This is a genomic window from Actinosynnema pretiosum, assembly GCF_024171695.1.
Lineage (GTDB): Bacteria > Actinomycetota > Actinomycetes > Mycobacteriales > Pseudonocardiaceae > Actinosynnema > Actinosynnema pretiosum.
Window position 1 is genome coordinate 168056 of the sequence record NZ_JAMTCF010000012.1, and the last position, 14833, is coordinate 182888.

Sequence of the window (14833 nt, forward strand, 5' to 3'; positions counted from 1 at the left end):
CGGCACTGGACAATCCGGCACCGGTCAGTCCGGCACGACGAACTGGGCGACCACCGCGCGGTGGTCGCTGCCGGGGATGTCCACGGCCTCGAACCAGTCGACCGGGCAGCGGTCGTCCACCAGCACGTGGTCCAGCGCCACCAGCGGCGGCACGACGCCCTCGTTCGGCCAGGTCGCGGTCAGGCCGGCGCCCACCCGGTCGGCGGCGTCCGCGTACCCGCTGTCCAGGAGCCTGCGCAGGGCCACGTGGTCCAGGGTGGCGTTGAAGTCCCCGGCCAGCACCCGGATCGGCCCGTCGGCCTTCCTGGGCGGCAGCCCCGCGATGTCCCGCTGCCACTGCGCGGGGCCAGCGGGCTCGACCGGCGGCATCGGGTGCACGGACACCAGCTCGACCTCCCGGCCGGTCGGCAGGGACACCACGGCGCTCGCCTGCCGGAACGCGCTGGGCCCCGCCAGGTCCGCCGGGGTGAGCGGGTAGCGGGAGGCGATGCCGGAGCCCGAACCGCCCGGCTCGTCCTGGAACACCCGGTGCGGCAGGACCTCGTCCAGCCCGGCGTTCTCCAGGTCCCGCACCATCGCCGGGGACAGCTCCTGCATGGCGAGCACGTCGACCTCCCGCTCGACGACCTCCCGCATCACCACGACGGCGTCCGCCTTGCCCACCAGGAAGTTCGACGCCATCACCCGCAGCGGCAGGCCCGCGCCCGCCGGTCGGGGGTCCGAGAGCGCCCTGGGCGCGACGGCGGCCACCAGGACCAGGGAGACCACCAGCACGACCAGTGCCACCGGCCAGCGGCGCAGCAGCAGCGCCAGCAGGCCGATCAGGACGCCCGCGGCGGTCACCAGCGGGGTCAGCGCGGTGGCGGCCACGAGCTGCCGGGGGCCGTCGACGCCGAGCAGGCGGGTCAGCGCGGGGACCAGGAACACGACCGCGAGCAGGACCAACAGGAACGTCGCGGTGCGACCCCCCACACGGCGCGCCGGAGCTTCGATCACACCGTCTAGTCTGCCCGAATGGACGACCCGACAGTGCTGATCACCGGTTTCGAGCCGTTCGGAGGGGAGCGCACCAACCCGTCGTGGGACGCCGTGCGCGAGCTGGCCGAGCGCGATCCGTCGCTCATCGCGGTGGAGCTGCCGTGCGCCTTCGACGCCTCGGCGCGGGCGCTGCGGGAGGCGGTGGAGCGGCACCGGCCGGACCTGGTGGTGTGCGTCGGGCAGGCGGGCGGGCGGAGCGGGGTCACCCCGGAGCGGGTGGCGATCAACCTCGCGGACGCGCGCATCCCGGACAACGACGGGGAGCAGCCGATCGACGTTCCGGTGGTGGCGGGCGGACCGGCGGCCTACTTCACCGGGTTGCCGGTGAAGGCGTGCGTGGCGGCGCTGGAGGAGGCGGGCATCCCGGCCTCGGTGTCGCACACGGCGGGGACGTTCGTGTGCAACCACGTGTTCTACGCGCTGATGCACCTGGTGGCGACGGACTTCCCGGACCTGCGGGGCGGGTTCGTGCACGTGCCGTTCGCCCCGGAGCAGGTGGCGGACCGGGAGGGCGTGCCCAGCCTTGAGGTGTCGCGGACGGCGGACGCGCTGGGGCTGATCGTGGCGACCTGCCTGAGCACCACCGACGACCTGGCGATCAGCACCGGCACGCTCAGCTAGCCCGCGCCGGACCGGCGGGGCGGGCTCGTGCCCGGCCGACCGACGCCGACCCACCTCACGACGCAGGGGAGCCCCCGTGGACTCCACGGGGGCTCCCCTGCTGTTCTCCGAGCTGCTCCAGGGCGGCGGACCGCCTCAGGTCACTCGCCCGAGGCCTCGCCCTGGGCGGAGTCGTCGCCGCCCGCACCGGCCAGGTCCACCGGCGGGGAGTCGGGGACCTTGGTCGGCTTCGGCTCGCTGCGGAACACGAACTTCGCCTTGTCGTGCTGGTCGGACTCGCCGTCCCAGCCCTCGACGTCGGTGATGACGATCTGGCCGGGCTGGAGCTCCCCGAACAGGATCTTCTCCGACAGCTGGTCCTCGATCTCGCGCTGGATGGTCCTGCGCAGCGGACGGGCGCCGAGCACGGGGTCGAAGCCCCGCTTGGCCAGCAGCTGCTTGGCCTTCTCGGTCAGCTCGATCGCCATGTCCTTGTTCTTCAGCTGCGTCTCGACGCGCGCGATCAGCAGGTCCACCATCCGGATGATCTCTTCGCGAGTCAGCTGGTGGAACACGATGATGTCGTCGATGCGGTTGAGGAACTCCGGGCGGAAGTGCTTCTTCAGCTCGTCGTTGACCTTGTTCTTCATGCGCTCGTAGTTCGAGGCGTTGTCCTGCCCCGACGCGAAGCCCAGTCCGACGGCCTTCGAGATGTCCGAGGTGCCGAGGTTCGACGTGAAGATGATGACGGTGTTCTTGAAGTCCACCGTCCGGCCCTGGCCGTCCGTGAGGCGACCGTCCTCCAGCACCTGCAGGAGGGTGTTGTAGACCTCGTTGTGGGCCTTCTCGATCTCGTCGAACAGCACGACCGAGAACGGCTTGCGCCGCACCTTCTCGGTGAGCTGACCGCCCTCCTCGTAGCCGACGTAGCCGGGAGGCGCGCCGAAGAGCCGCGAGGCGGTGTAGCGGTCGTGGAACTCGCCCATGTCGATCTGGATGAGCGCGTCGTCCTCGCCGAACAGGAAGTTCGCCAGCGCCTTGGACAGCTCGGTCTTGCCGACGCCGGACGGGCCGGCGAAGATGAACGAGCCCGCGGGGCGCTTGGGGTCCTTCAGGCCTGCGCGGGTGCGCCGGATGGCCTGCGAGACGGCCTTGACGGCCTCGACCTGGCCGATGATGCGCTTGTGGAGCTCGTCCTCCATGCGCAGCAGTCGGGTGGTCTCCTCCTCGGTCAGCTTGAAGACCGGGATGCCCGTCCAGTTCGCCAGGACCTCGGCGATCTGCTCCTCGTCGACCTCGGCGACGACGTCGAGGTCGCCGTCCTTCCACTGCTTCTCCCGCTCGGCCTTCTGGCCCAGCAGGGTCTTCTCCTGGTCGCGGAGCTTCGCGGCGCGCTCGAAGTCCTGCGCGTCGATCGCGGACTCCTTGTCGCGGCGCACGTCCGCGATCTTCTCGTCGAACTCGCGCAGGTCCGGCGGCGCGGTCATCCGGCGGATGCGCATCCGCGCGCCCGCCTCGTCGATGAGGTCGATCGCCTTGTCCGGCAGGTACCGGTCGTTGATGTACCGGTCGGCCAGCGTCGCCGCGGCCACCAGCGCCGAGTCGGTGATCGAGACGCGGTGGTGCGCCTCGTACCGGTCGCGCAGGCCCTTGAGGATCTCGATCGTGTGCTCCAGGGAGGGCTCGCCCACCTGGATCGGCTGGAAGCGGCGCTCGAGCGCCGGGTCCTTCTCGACGTACTTGCGGTACTCGTCGAGCGTGGTGGCGCCGATGGTCTGGAGCTCACCGCGCGCCAGCATCGGCTTGAGGATGCTCGCGGCGTCGATCGCGCCCTCGGCGGCGCCCGCGCCGACCAGGGTGTGGATCTCGTCGATGAACAGGATGATGTCGCCGCGGGTGCGGATCTCCTTGAGCACCTTCTTCAGGCGCTCCTCGAAGTCGCCGCGGTACCGGGAACCGGCCACCAGCGAGCTGAGGTCGAGGGTGTAGAGCTGCTTGTCCTTCAGCGTCTCGGGCACCTCGCCCTTGACGACCATCTGCGCCAGGCCCTCGACGACGGCGGTCTTGCCGACGCCGGGCTCGCCGATGAGCACCGGGTTGTTCTTGGTGCGCCGGGACAGCACCTGCATGACCCGCTCGATCTCCTTGGCCCGCCCGATGACCGGGTCGAGCTTGCCCTCGCGGGCCATGGAGGTCAGGTTGCGGCCGAACTGGTCCAGCACCAGCGACGAGGAGGGCGTGCCCTCGCCCCGGCCACCGGCCTCGGCGGGCTCCTTGCCGCCGGAGTAGCCGGAGAGCAGCTGGAGCACCTGCTGGCGGACCCGGTTGAGGTCCGCGCCCAGCTTCACGAGGACCTGGGCGGCGACGCCCTCGCCCTCGCGGATCAGGCCGAGCAGGATGTGCTCCGTGCCGATGTAGTTGTGCCCGAGCTGCAGCGCTTCGCGCAGCGACAGCTCCAGGACCTTCTTGGCGCGCGGGGTGAAGGGGATGTGCCCGCTGGGTGCCTGCTGGCCCTGGCCGATGATCTCCTCGACCTGTTGGCGCACGCCCTCCAGCGCGATCCCCAACGACTCCAGCGCCTTGGCGGCGACACCCTCACCCTCGTGGATCAAACCCAGGAGGATGTGCTCGGTGCCGATGTAGTTGTGGTTGAGCATCCTGGCCTCTTCCTGGGCCAGGACAACCACCCGCCTCGCGCGGTCGGTGAACCTCTCGAACATTCGCACTCCCTGACTGCTGCGCCGGCGGTCCTCGGCTCGCCACTGGCATCCGTGGAGAGCGCGGCACCGTGGGACCACTGTAGTCGTTGCCCCGTCGCTCTCCGCTTCCGTTCCGAGCCTGTCGTCTTCGGGGAACTCCTACATCCGGTTACAACGGGTCATCTGCCAGGCAGATTCCGCGAACCGGGCGTTGTCCGCTGAGCGCGAACACCGCCATTGGTAAGGTAAGGCAAACCTCAGACGGCACGACCACAAGGACCCTGCTTCCCCATGACCGTACCGGCGCGGATCGACGCCCGCGACGCGCTGAACCCCCTCGCCGACTCCGTCAGGGCCGCGTCGTCCCTGGTGGGGTGGCTGGAGATCCGCTACGAGCGAACGGGTTCCGGCGCACCCGATGGATGGACCCGGTGCGCCGACCTGCTCGCCGCCCCGGACGGGTTCGCCGCGTGGCGCGCGGGCCTGGCGGAGTGGATGGAGGAGCAGCACGGCGGCTCCACCGAGCGGGCCACGGCGGGGTACGTGCTCGGCTGGTACCTGGGCGCGGTCGGGATGCTCGGCGGCGCGCTGTTCCACCGGGCGCGCCGGGTGCCCTCGCTGCGCCCGCAGGACGTGGCGCTGCGGCTGGCCGACGCGGGCAGGCCGGACGTGGTCGGCGTCGCGCTGCTGGCGGGCGGGTTCGCCTGCCTGCCCAGCGATCCGGCGAGCAACCACCCCGAGGCCACCGTGGTCGCCGACGAGTCAGCGCTGGCCGCGCTGCTGCGCGCCCGGTTCGCCGCGCACGCCGCCGCGTTCACCGCCGCCTACGGCCCGACCACCCGGCTGGGCAGGCGGGCGCTGTGGGCGGCGGCCACGGACGCGCTGGACAGCTCCGCGTGGCTGGCCGGGCTGCACGGCGGCGACGAGGCGGCCGGGGTCGCGGACTCGGCGCTGCTGCTGCCGTTCCGCGAGGCCCCGTACACCTCGGCGACGACGTTGCGGGTGGTCGACGGGACCTGGACGCGGCGGCGGGAGAGCTGCTGCTTCCACTTCACCCTTCCGGGGGCGCAGGCGTGTGAAACCTGCCCCCGCGTCTGCGGGAAGTGACCGGCTCTCCGCCGTTCGCCGGGTGGATCAGCCCTTCGGGTGGTCTTGCCTGCGGTTGGTCGCCGCGTGCGTCGTGGACCGGATCGGCACCACCATCGGGGTGCCCGCGACCGGGTCCGCGATGACGGCGGCCTCCAGCCCGAACACCTCCTCGAGGACCTCTTCGGTCAGCACCTCGGCGGGCGCGCCCTGCACCACGATCCGACCGTCCTTCATGGCCACCAGGTGGTCGGCGTAGCGGGCGGCGAGGTTCAGGTCGTGCAGCACCATGACGATGGTGCGCCCGCCCTCGGCGTGCAGCAGCCGCACCAGGTCCAGCACGTCGATCTGGTGCGCGAGGTCCAGGTAGGTCGTCGGCTCGTCGAGCAGCAGCAGGTCGGTGCCCTGGGCGAGCGCCATGGAGATCCAGGCGCGCTGGCGCTGGCCGCCGGAGAGCTGGTCCAGGGTGCGCTCGGCGAAGTCCTCCATGCCGGTCAGCCGCAGCGCCTCGGCGACGGCGGCCTCGTCGTCGCCGGACCACTGCCGGTACCAGGCCTGGTGCGGGTGCCTGCCCCTGGCGACCAGGTCGGCCACGGTCAGGCCCTCGGGGCCCTGCGGGGTCTGCGGCAGCATCCCGAGCACCTTGGCCACCTCGCGGGTGGGCACCTGGGTGATCGGTCTGCCGTCGAGCAGGACCTCGCCGCCCCTGGTGGGCAGCAGGCGGGCGAGCGCGCGCAGCAGGGTGGACTTGCCGCAGCCGTTGGGGCCGATGACGGCGGTGACGGCGCCGTCGAGCACGTCCAGGTCGAGCCGGTCGACGATCACCCGCTCGCCGTAGCCGATCGACAGCTCGCGCGCCCGCAGGCGCGTTCCGGGGGACGGGGGTGCCGTGGTCATGTCCTCGCCTCCCGGCGGCCTCGGATGAGCAGGTGCATCAGGTAGGGGGCGCCGAGCACGGCGGTGACCACGCCGACCGGCAGCTCCGTGCCGTCGATCAGCTGGCGGGCGATCAGGTCGGAGAGCACCACCAGCACCGAGCCGACGACGGCCGAGCCGAACAGCGGCGGGGTCGCGGTGCCCGCGAGGCGCACCGCGATCTGCGGGGCGGCCAGCGCCACGAACCCGATCGGGCCCGCGGCGGCGGTGGCCACGGCGGCGAGCACGACGCCGAGCAGCAGCAGGGCGGTGCGGGCGCCGTTGAGCCGGACGCCGAGGCCCCTGGTGGTGTCGTCGCCGAACTGGAGCGCGCCGAGCGTGCGGGTGGACAGCACGGCGGCGGGCAGCAGCAGGGCCAGCGCGAGCGCGACCGGGACGATGTGCTCCCAGCCCCGGTTGTTGAGGCTGCCCGCGATCCACACCAGGGCGCGGGCGGTGTCGTTCACGTCGCCCCTGGTGAGCAGGTACTGGGTGGCGTTCGCGGTGATCGCGGTGACGCCGACGCCGACCAGGACGAGCCGGAAGCCCTCGATGCCGCGCCGCCAGGCGATGCCGTAGACGACGAACCCGGCGACCAGGCCGCCCGCGAGCGCGGCGAGCGGGACGCCGACCTCGGCGACCGCGCCCGCGACCGCGCCCGCGTCGCCCGCGAGGATGATCACGAGGACCGCGCCGGTGCCCGCGCCCCAGGTGACGCCGATGATGTCCGGGGTGGCCAGCGGGTTGCGGGAGATGGCCTGGAAGATCGCGCCGGAGGCGGCGAGCGCGGCGCCGACCAGCAGGCCGGTGAGCACGCGCGGCAGGCGCAGCTCCAGCACGACGAACCGCTGACTGCGGCTGCCGCCGCCGAGCAGCACGTCGACGACCTGGCCGAGGCTGATCGGGAAGTCGCCGTAGGCGATGGCCACGGCGAGCGCGGCGAGGGCGAGCGCGAGGCCGCCGACGACCAGGGCGATCGGGCGCCAGCGCAGCGGCCAGGAGAACGGGCCGAGGCGGAGGCCGGTGCGGCCCTTCACGGTCGGGCGCGCGAGCGCGTCGCCGCCGACCGGGACGCCGGACGCGAGGCCGACCGAGGTGGCGCCGTTCACCACGGCCTTCTCCCCCGCCGCGCCTCCGTCCCCGCTCACAGCTTCACCAGGTTCCGGCGGCGGACCAGCGCGACGAAGAACGGGGCGCCCACCAGGGCCATCACGATGCCGACCTCCAACTCGCCCGGCCGGGCGACCACCCGGCCGAGGACGTCCGCCACGAGCAGCAGCACGCTGCCCATCAGCCCGGCCACCGGCAGCAGCCAGCGGTGGTCCGGCCCGGTCACCGCGCGGGCGGCGTGCGGGACGACCAGGCCGAGGAAGCCGATGGGCCCGCAGGCCGCGACCGAGCCGCCGACCAGCAGGGTGATCGCGCCGATGCCCAGCGCCCTGGTCCGGTTCACGTTCTGGCCCAGCGAGCGGGCCACCTCGTCGCCGAGCGAGAGCGCGTTGAGGCCGGGCGCGTTGAACGCCGCGAGCACCAGGCCCGCGACCAGGAACGGCAGCACCTGCCACAGGACCTCGACGTCGCGGCCCTCGACCGAGCCGACCTGCCAGAAGCGGAACGAGTCCAGGCTCTGCCGGTCGGACAGGATCACCCCGGAGATCAGGCCCTGGAGCAGCGCGCTGACCGCGGCGCCCGCGAGCGCGAGGGTGACCGGGGTGGGCCCGCTCCGGCCGGAGCCGAGCAGGAAGACCACGACGCTGGCGCCGAGCGCGCCCGCGAAGGCGAACCAGACGTAGCCGAGCGGGCTGGTCACGCCCAGCAGGGAGATCGCCAGGACCACGGCGAAGCCCGCGCCCTGGTTGATGCCGAGGATGCCGGGGTCGGCGAGCGGGTTGCGGGTGTGGCCCTGGATCAGCGCGCCGCCGATGCCCAGCGCCATGCCGACGGCGATCGCGAAGCCCGTCCTCGGCAGCCGCAGCTCGCGGACGATGGAGTCGTCCTCGGTGCCGGTCGGGGTGAGCAGGGCGTGCGCCACCGAGCCGAGGTCGATCGACTTGGAGCCGAACGCGACGCTCGCGGCGGCGGCCAGGGCGAGCAGGCCCAGCAGCAGCGCGAGCGCGCCGAAGCGGCGGGTCGTGCGGACGGTCACCACGCGCTCTCCTCATGACCCGCCGTGGAACAGTGAGGTGAGCCTAACCGAACTTCCGCGCGGTCGTGACCAGCGGGTATCGCCGACGACCCCGACAAGTCGCGGAGGTTTTCTCTGGGTGATCGGTCGGGCACCCGCAGTGGGAACCGCAGGGCAAACCACCCGGCGCCCAAGATCGAAGCGCGACGCACGTCTCATTTGGGTATTGCCCGTTGACCGATGAGAACTTTGTCAAAACAAGCCGAAGGGGTGCCGGATCATTCATCCGGCACCCCTTCACGGGTCAGTGGAATTGCCGTGGCGAACGCCACTCAATCCTCACCCCTGCTGGTGGTAGGCCTCCAGCACCTCGGCCGGGATGCGACCGCGGTCGGAGACCTTCATGCCCTGCTTGCGGGCCCACTCCCGAATCGCCTGGTTCTGCTCGCGGTCGGCAGAGGCGGGACGGGCGGCGGCCTTCACACCCGCCGGGCGGCCGGGGCCGCGCTTGCGACCGCCGGTCTTGCGGGCGGCGGTGGTGAACGCGCCGAGCGCGGAGCGCAGCTTGCCCGCATTCACCGAAGAAAGGTCGATCTGGTAAGCCACACCGTCCAGGCCGAAGTCGACCGTCTCCTCGGCGACACCGCCGTCCAGGTCATCGACCAGGGTCACGGTGACCTTCTGCGCCATGCGTATCCTCCTGGGACTCGAATGCGCGGCGTGCTCCCCGACCGCGACCAAAAAACATGTGCGCCAGCAGGTTAGCGCACAAGTCGAGGAATGCGCCGCACGGAGTCCTAGAAGTTACTCATTCCGGGCGCACGAGGGGGAACAGGATCGTCTCCCGGATACCGAGACCAGTGATGGCCATCAGCAGGCGGTCGATGCCCATTCCCACACCACCGCTCGGTGGCATTCCGTACTCCAGCGATCGCAGAAAGTCTTCGTCGACCGGCATCGCTTCCACGTCACCGCTCGCGCCCAACCTGGCCTGCGCTTCCAACCGCTCCCGCTCGACCACCGGGTCGACCAGTTCGGAGTATCCGGTGGCCAACTCGAAACCGCGCACGTAGAGGTCCCACTTTTCCGCCACACCGGGGATGCTGCGGTGCTGGCGGGTCAGCGGCGAGGTCTCGACCGGGAAATCCCGGACGAACGTGGGGGCGTGCAGGTGGTCGCCCACCAGGTGCTCCCACAGCTCCTCGACGAGCTTGCCGTGGCCGAGCTTCGGGTCGGTCTCCAGGCCGAGCTTGTCGGCCAGCGCCCGCAGGTCGTCCACGCTGGTCTCGGGCGTGACCTCGACCCCGGCGGCCTCGGACAGCGAGCCGTACATGGTCAGCGTGGTCCACTCGCCGCCCAGGTCGTACTCGGTGCCGTCGACCAGGGTGACCACGTGCGAGCCCGCGACGGCCATGGCCGCCTCCTGGATCAGCTCCCTGGTCATCACCGCGTTGGTGTCGTACGTCGCGTACGCCTCGTAGTACTCCAGCATCGAGAACTCCGGCGAGTGCGAGGAGTCGATGCCCTCGTTGCGGAAGTTCCGGTTGATCTCGAAGACCTTCTCGATACCGCCGACCACGCACCTCTTGAGGTACAACTCCGGCGCGATGCGCAGGAACAGGTCGATGTCCAGCGCGTTCGAGCGGGTGACGAACGGCCGGGCCGCCGCGCCCCCCTGCAAGGTCTGCAACATCGGGGTCTCGACTTCGGTGAAACCCCTGCGGTGGAACGACTCGCGCAGAGAGCGCACCAGCTTGGCGCGGTTGCGCACGGTGTCGCGCGCCTGTTCCCTCAGGATCAGGTCGACGTACCGCTGCCGAATGCGGGTTTCCTCGGCGAGTTCCTTGTGGGCGACCGGCAACGGGCGCAGCGCCTTCGCCGTGATGGCCCACTCGTCCGCCATCACCGACAGTTCCCCGCGCCGGGAGGTGATCACCTCTCCGCGCACGAAAACGTGGTCGCCGAGGTCGACGTCGGTCTTCCAGTCGGCGAGCGCCTGCTCGCCGACCTTGTTCAGGCTCAGCATGGCCTGGAGCTCGGTGCCGTCGCCCTCGCGCAGGGTCGCGAAGGCGAGCTTGCCGGTGTTCCGGATGAACATGACGCGGCCGGTCACGCCGACCACGTCGCCGGTGCTGGTGTCGGGCTCGAGCCCGGTGTGCGCCTCGCGCACCTCGCGCAGCGAGTGCGTGCGGGCGACTTCGACCGGGTACGGGTCGACCCCGCGCTCCAGCAGCCGCGCCCGCTTCTCCCTGCGGACCCTGAGCTGCTCGGGAAGGTCGTCGTCGCTGGTCGGGGAACCGTTCTGCGGCTGCTCACTCACACCGGGAAGGGTACGGAAAGGGCTATCGGGAAATCGAACCGGTTCTCACTAGGGTGTGGGTGGTGACGAGCGCAGAAGACCACGCGGACCTGTGGGCTCGCCGGGCCGCGTCTTTCGGGGCTCACGCCTCCGCCTACGCGGAGCACCGGCCCGACTACCCGGCCGACGCGATCAAGTGGTGCCTGGACCCCCTGGAGAGCACGCCGCTGCGCGTGCTGGACCTGGCGGCGGGCACGGGGAAGCTGACCGAGGGCGTGGTGGCGCTGGGGCACCACGTGACGGCCGTGGAGCCCGACGAGCAGATGCTCTCGGAGCTGGTCAGGCGCAACGGGGGCGTGCGGGCCCTGCCGGGCACGGCGGAGCGCATCCCGGTGCCCGGCGGGACGGTCGACGCGGTCGTGGTGGGGCAGGCGTTCCACTGGTTCGACCAGGCGCGGGCGCTGGCGGAGATCGCCCGCGTGCTGCGACCGGGCGGGGTGCTGGCCGCGCTGTGGACCGGCGACGACCACGGCGTGCCGTGGGTGGCCGACTACCTGGCCGCCGTGTGGGGCGCGGACGGCGACCCGCACAAGATCGGCTCGTCGGGCGGGCCCGCCGAGATCATGCCCCGGCACGAGATGTTCCACGAGCAGGAGACCGCGCGGTTCGCGCACCGGCAGCGCAGGACCCCCGAGTCGCTCGTGGCGACGCTGCGGACGCACTCCGGGGTGGCGACCCTGCCGGAGGCCGAGCGGCTGGCCCTGGAGGCCAAGGCGCTGGACTTCCTGCGCTCCAGGGAGGAGACGCGGGACGGGTTCGACCTGCCGCTGCGGGTGATGGTCAAGCGGATGGTGCGGATCTGACCACGGCCCCCTCGGGCGCCCGGACGGCCGCCGCCCCCGGTCCCGTCGCGGGAACCGGGGGCGGCGGCCGTCAGCGGCCCGGCGGTCAGCGCATGTTGCGCTCGAACACCAGGCGCAGGCCCAGCAGGGTCAGGTCGGGCGCGTGGATCTGGATCGCGGTCGACTCGGACACCACCAGCGGCGCGAGACCGCCGGTGGCCAGCACGGTCACCGGGCCGGGGTCGACGGTGGCCAGCTCCTCCACGATCCGCCGCACCAGGCCGTCGACCTGGCCGACGAAGCCGTAGACGATGCCGGACTGGAGGCACTCGACGGTGTTCTTGCCGATCACCGAGCGCGGCCGGACCAGCTCGACCTTGTGCAGCTGCGCGGCGCGGGCGGCCAGCGCGTCCACCGAGATCTCGATGCCGGGCGCCAGCGCGCCGCCGAGGAACTCGCCCTTGGCGGAGATGACGTCCAGGTTGGTGGACGTGCCGAAGTCGACCACGACGCACGCGGTGCTGTGCAGGTGGTGCGCGGCCATCGTGTTGATGACCCGGTCGGAGCCGACCTCCTTCGGGTTGTCCACCAGCAGCGGGACGCCGGTGCGCACGCCCGGCTCCACCAGCACCTTCGGCACCGAGGCGTAGTAGCGGCCGAGCATGACGCGCAGCTCGCGCAGCACGGCGGGCACGGTGGACAGCGCCGAGATGCCGGTGATCTTGTCCGCGTACTCGCCGAGCAGCCCGCGCATGGTCAGCGCCAGCTCGTCGGCGGTCATCCTGGCGTCGGTGCGCATCCGCCAGCTGTGCACGAGCGCGGCGGAGTCCCCGGTGCCGTCGTACAGGCCGAGGACGATGTTCGTGTTGCCGACGTCGATGACGAGCAGCACCGTGTTCCCCCTACTGGTTCTGGATGAGCGCGTCGAGCGCGGCGGCGTCGGCCGTCTCGGCGAGTGCCTGCGCGGTCACCGCGCCGCTGAGCAGCCCGGAGCCCTCGGGGGCGCGGGCGGCGTCCGAGCCGAGCTCGACGACCTTGTTGTCGGCGTCGACGAACACCACGCGCGGCCGGTAGGAGCGGGCCTCGGCGTCGTCCATGGACCCGTAGGCGATGAGGATGACCAGGTCGCCGGGGTGCACCAGGTGCGCGGCGGCGCCGTTGATGCCGATGACGCCGGAGCCGCGCTCGCCGGGGATGACGTAGGTCTCCAGGCGGGCCCCGTTGGTGACGTCCACGATCGCGACCTGCTCGCCCGCCAGCAGGTCGGCGGCGTCCATGAGGTCCTCGTCCACGGTGACCGAGCCGACGTAGTGCAGGTCGGCCTGGGTGACGGTGGCCCGGTGGATCTTCGACTTGAGCATCGTGCGGAACATGGCGGCGCTCCTCCCTACTCGTCGCCCGCGCCGAGCAGCACGGGGACGTTGTCGATCAGCCTGGTCGCCCCGACGCGGGCCGCCACCAGCAGGCGGGCGTCGCCGTTCTCGGGCGCGGGCCCGAGGTCGGGGGCGCGCAGCTCCAGGTAGTCCAGGTCGATGCCGGGCACGGCGGCGAGCGTCGCGCGGGCGGTGGACAGCACGGCCTCCGGGCCCTGCGCGCTCACGTGCGAGCCCGCGACGAGCGCGGCGGACAGCGCGGTGGCGGTCTCCCGCTCGGACTCGGACAGGAAGCGGTTGCGGGAGGACAGGGCGAGCCCGTCCGACTCGCGCACGGTCGGCACGCCCACGACGGCGGTCGGCACGTTCAGGTCGGTGGCCATCCGCCCGATCAGCGAGAGCTGCTGGTAGTCCTTCTCGCCGAACAGGGCGTAGTCGGGCTGCACGACGTTGAACAGCTTCGACACGACGGTGAGCACGCCCGCGAAGTGGCCGGGCCTGCTGGCGCCCTCCAGCTCGGAGCCGAGCGGGCCGGGGTCGAGGGTGACCTGGCTGCCCGCCGGGTACATGGTGGCGACCTCGGGGGCGAACACCAGCGGGGCGCGCTCCTGGCGGCACACCTCCACGTCGGCGTCCAGGTCGCGCGGGTAGCGCTCCAGGTCGGCGGCCTCGCCGAACTGGGTCGGGTTCACGAACACCGACACCACCACGACGGTGTTCTGCAGGACGTGGGCCTCGCGGATGAGCCTGCGGTGGCCCTCGTGCAGCGCGCCCATGGTGGGCACGAGCGCGATGTTGCGGCCCGCCGCGCGCAGCGCCCTGGTGACGCGGCGCAGCCGCTCGGGGTCGCGGTGCACGGTCACCCCGCCGGGGGTGTAGTCGTCCTTGGTCAGCGGCTTCGTCATCGGTCAGTCCTCGTCGAGGGTGGTGCGGACGTCGGTGGCGCGGTCGGCCGGGAGGAGCCCGGCGGACTCGGCCCGGTCTGCGGTGCGCCTGGCGAGCGCGCGGTACGCGGCCAGGGCGCCGGGGGCGCGGTCGGCCAGCACGGCGAGGTGCTTGGCGACGGTGCCGGTGTCGCCCCTGGCCACGGGGCCGGTGAGGGCCCGGTCGCCGTGCCGCAGGGCGTTGTCGAGCGCGGCGCCGAGGAGGGGCGCGAGGACCCGCTCGGGGTTGGCGACGCCCGCGCCGCGCAGCGCCTCGGCGCAGTCGGCGACCAGGGTCATCAGGTGGTTCGCGCCGTGGGTGAGGGCGGCGTGGTAGAGCGGGCGCGCGGCCTCCGGGACCCGGACGGCCTCGGCGCCGATCTCCACGACGAGGGCCTCGCCGACGCTCCAGGCGATGTCGTCGCCGTCGGCGGCGGTGACCCCGAAGGTGCAGGCGCGGACCCGGTCCACGTCCTCGGGGCGGCCGGTGAAGGTCATGGCCGGGTGCAGCGCCAGGCACAGCGCGCCCACCTCGGCGGCGGGGGCGAGCGCGGCCACGCCCTGCGCGCCGCTGACGTGCACCACGATCTGGCCCGCGCGCAGCGAGCCGGTGGCGACCAGGCCCCTGACCAGGCCGGGCAGCTCGTCGTCGGGGACGGCGAGCAGGACCAGGTCGGCTCCGGCCGCCACGTCGGGCGGGGGGAGCACGGGGACGTCGGGGAGCAGGGCGTCGGCCCTGCGGAGGGAGGCGGTCGACACGGCGGAGACCGCGGTGACGACGTGGCCCGCCCTGGTGAGGGCGGCGCCGAGCACCGAGCCCACCCGGCCTGCCGAGATGACGCCCGCGGCCAGGCGCGCGGGGCGGGGGGTCGCGTCCATGCGACGTTGCTCCTTCAGGACGTTCCAGTCCCGTTGGGGGGTACCGGACGACTC

General features: G+C 72.4%; 14 protein-coding genes. 3 read left to right on the top strand and 11 right to left on the bottom strand.

Translation table 11 applies throughout. From position 1 onward, the window contains the following. Positions 1–24: 24 nt before the first annotated feature. The gene (locus tag LV78_RS24535) at positions 25–996 is read right to left on the bottom strand and encodes an endonuclease/exonuclease/phosphatase family protein (protein WP_253847964.1); all 972 of its coding nucleotides are present in this window, start codon (positions 994–996) and stop codon (positions 25–27) included. Between the two features lie 18 nt (positions 997–1014). On the opposite strand from LV78_RS24535, the gene pcp reads away from it, so the two are divergent. Beyond that, positions 1015–1659, top strand: a complete 645-nt coding sequence (gene pcp, locus LV78_RS24540; RefSeq protein WP_253847966.1) for a pyroglutamyl-peptidase I — start codon at positions 1015–1017, stop codon at positions 1657–1659. A 140-nt stretch (positions 1660–1799) separates the two neighbouring features. Here pcp and LV78_RS24545 read toward each other — a convergent pair whose 3' ends face one another. Next, positions 1800–4358, bottom strand: a complete 2559-nt coding sequence (locus LV78_RS24545) for an ATP-dependent Clp protease ATP-binding subunit (RefSeq protein WP_253847967.1) — start codon at positions 4356–4358, stop codon at positions 1800–1802. Between the two features lie 270 nt (positions 4359–4628). Between LV78_RS24545 and LV78_RS24550 the strand changes: the two genes are divergently transcribed. After that, on the top strand, positions 4629–5444 hold the full coding sequence (locus LV78_RS24550) for a (2Fe-2S)-binding protein (RefSeq protein WP_253847968.1): 816 nt from the start codon (positions 4629–4631) through the stop codon (positions 5442–5444). 27 nt (positions 5445–5471) lie between these two features. On the opposite strand, the gene LV78_RS24555 is transcribed toward LV78_RS24550, so the two are convergent. From LV78_RS24555 to lysS, 5 genes are all read right to left on the bottom strand, one after another. Next, positions 5472–6320, bottom strand: coding sequence for an ABC transporter ATP-binding protein (locus LV78_RS24555; RefSeq protein ID WP_253847970.1), 849 nt, complete (start codon positions 6318–6320; stop codon positions 5472–5474). Beyond that, positions 6317–7486 (bottom strand): FecCD family ABC transporter permease, encoded by a 1170-nt coding sequence (locus tag LV78_RS24560; protein ID WP_253847971.1) that lies wholly within the window; start codon positions 7484–7486, stop codon positions 6317–6319. Before LV78_RS24560 ends, LV78_RS24555 begins: the two co-directional genes overlap by 4 nt. After that, the gene (locus LV78_RS24565) at positions 7483–8487 is read right to left on the bottom strand and encodes a FecCD family ABC transporter permease (RefSeq protein WP_253847972.1); all 1005 of its coding nucleotides are present in this window, start codon (positions 8485–8487) and stop codon (positions 7483–7485) included. Before LV78_RS24565 ends, LV78_RS24560 begins: the two co-directional genes overlap by 4 nt. A 315-nt stretch (positions 8488–8802) precedes the next feature. Next, on the bottom strand, positions 8803–9153 hold the full coding sequence (locus LV78_RS24570; RefSeq protein WP_012782962.1) for a histone-like nucleoid-structuring protein Lsr2: 351 nt from the start codon (positions 9151–9153) through the stop codon (positions 8803–8805). Positions 9154–9271: 118 nt separating this feature from the next. Further along, positions 9272–10783 (bottom strand): lysine--tRNA ligase, encoded by a 1512-nt coding sequence (gene lysS, locus LV78_RS24575; RefSeq protein WP_253847973.1) that lies wholly within the window; start codon positions 10781–10783, stop codon positions 9272–9274. A 62-nt stretch (positions 10784–10845) separates the two neighbouring features. Between lysS and LV78_RS24580 the strand changes: the two genes are divergently transcribed. Beyond that, entirely contained in the window at positions 10846–11625 is a 780-nt protein-coding gene (locus LV78_RS24580) for a class I SAM-dependent methyltransferase (RefSeq protein ID WP_253847974.1), read from the top strand. An 85-nt stretch (positions 11626–11710) separates the two neighbouring features. Here LV78_RS24580 and LV78_RS24585 read toward each other — a convergent pair whose 3' ends face one another. The 4 genes from LV78_RS24585 to LV78_RS24600 are packed head-to-tail and all read right to left on the bottom strand — an operon-like array spanning position 11711 to position 14779. Beyond that, a complete protein-coding gene (locus LV78_RS24585) occupies positions 11711–12496 on the bottom strand; it encodes a type III pantothenate kinase (RefSeq protein WP_012782959.1) in 786 nt (261 codons plus the stop codon). A gap of 10 nt (positions 12497–12506) precedes the next feature. Further along, complete coding sequence (gene panD, locus LV78_RS24590; protein WP_096491190.1) at positions 12507–12977, bottom strand: aspartate 1-decarboxylase; 471 nt, start codon at positions 12975–12977, stop codon at positions 12507–12509. Positions 12978–12991: 14 nt separating this feature from the next. Then, complete coding sequence (panC, locus tag LV78_RS24595) at positions 12992–13882, bottom strand: pantoate--beta-alanine ligase (RefSeq protein ID WP_253847976.1); 891 nt, start codon at positions 13880–13882, stop codon at positions 12992–12994. A 3-nt stretch (positions 13883–13885) separates the two neighbouring features. Beyond that, positions 13886–14779, bottom strand: a complete 894-nt coding sequence (locus LV78_RS24600; RefSeq protein ID WP_253847980.1) for a Rossmann-like and DUF2520 domain-containing protein — start codon at positions 14777–14779, stop codon at positions 13886–13888. Positions 14780–14833: the final 54 nt, after the last annotated feature.